We start from the raw sequence: 282 nt of genomic DNA on the forward strand, positions 1-282 counted from the left end.
ACATCCATGAACCGCTGGGCGTGGTCGGGCAGATCATCCCGTGGAACTTCCCGATTTTGATGGCCGCGTGGAAACTCGCCCCGGCCCTGGCTGCCGGCAACTGCGTAGTGCTCAAACCGGCCGAACAGACCCCGCTGGGCATCACCGTACTGGTCGAACTGATCGGCGACCTGCTGCCACCGGGCGTGCTGAACATCGTGCAAGGCTTCGGCAAGGAAGCCGGTGAAGCGCTGGCCACCAGCAAGCGCATCGCCAAGATCGCGTTCACCGGCTCGACCCCGG

At 64.9% G+C, this 282-nt stretch carries 1 protein-coding gene; it reads left to right on the forward strand.

The genetic code is table 11. From position 1 onward, the window contains the following. Nucleotides 1-282: aldehyde dehydrogenase family protein (locus ACW9JC_RS30460; protein WP_457459702.1), on the forward strand; the 282-nt coding region annotated here is incomplete at both ends.

The sequence above is a fragment of the Pseudomonas sp. SDO5591_S426 genome, assembly GCF_054070755.1.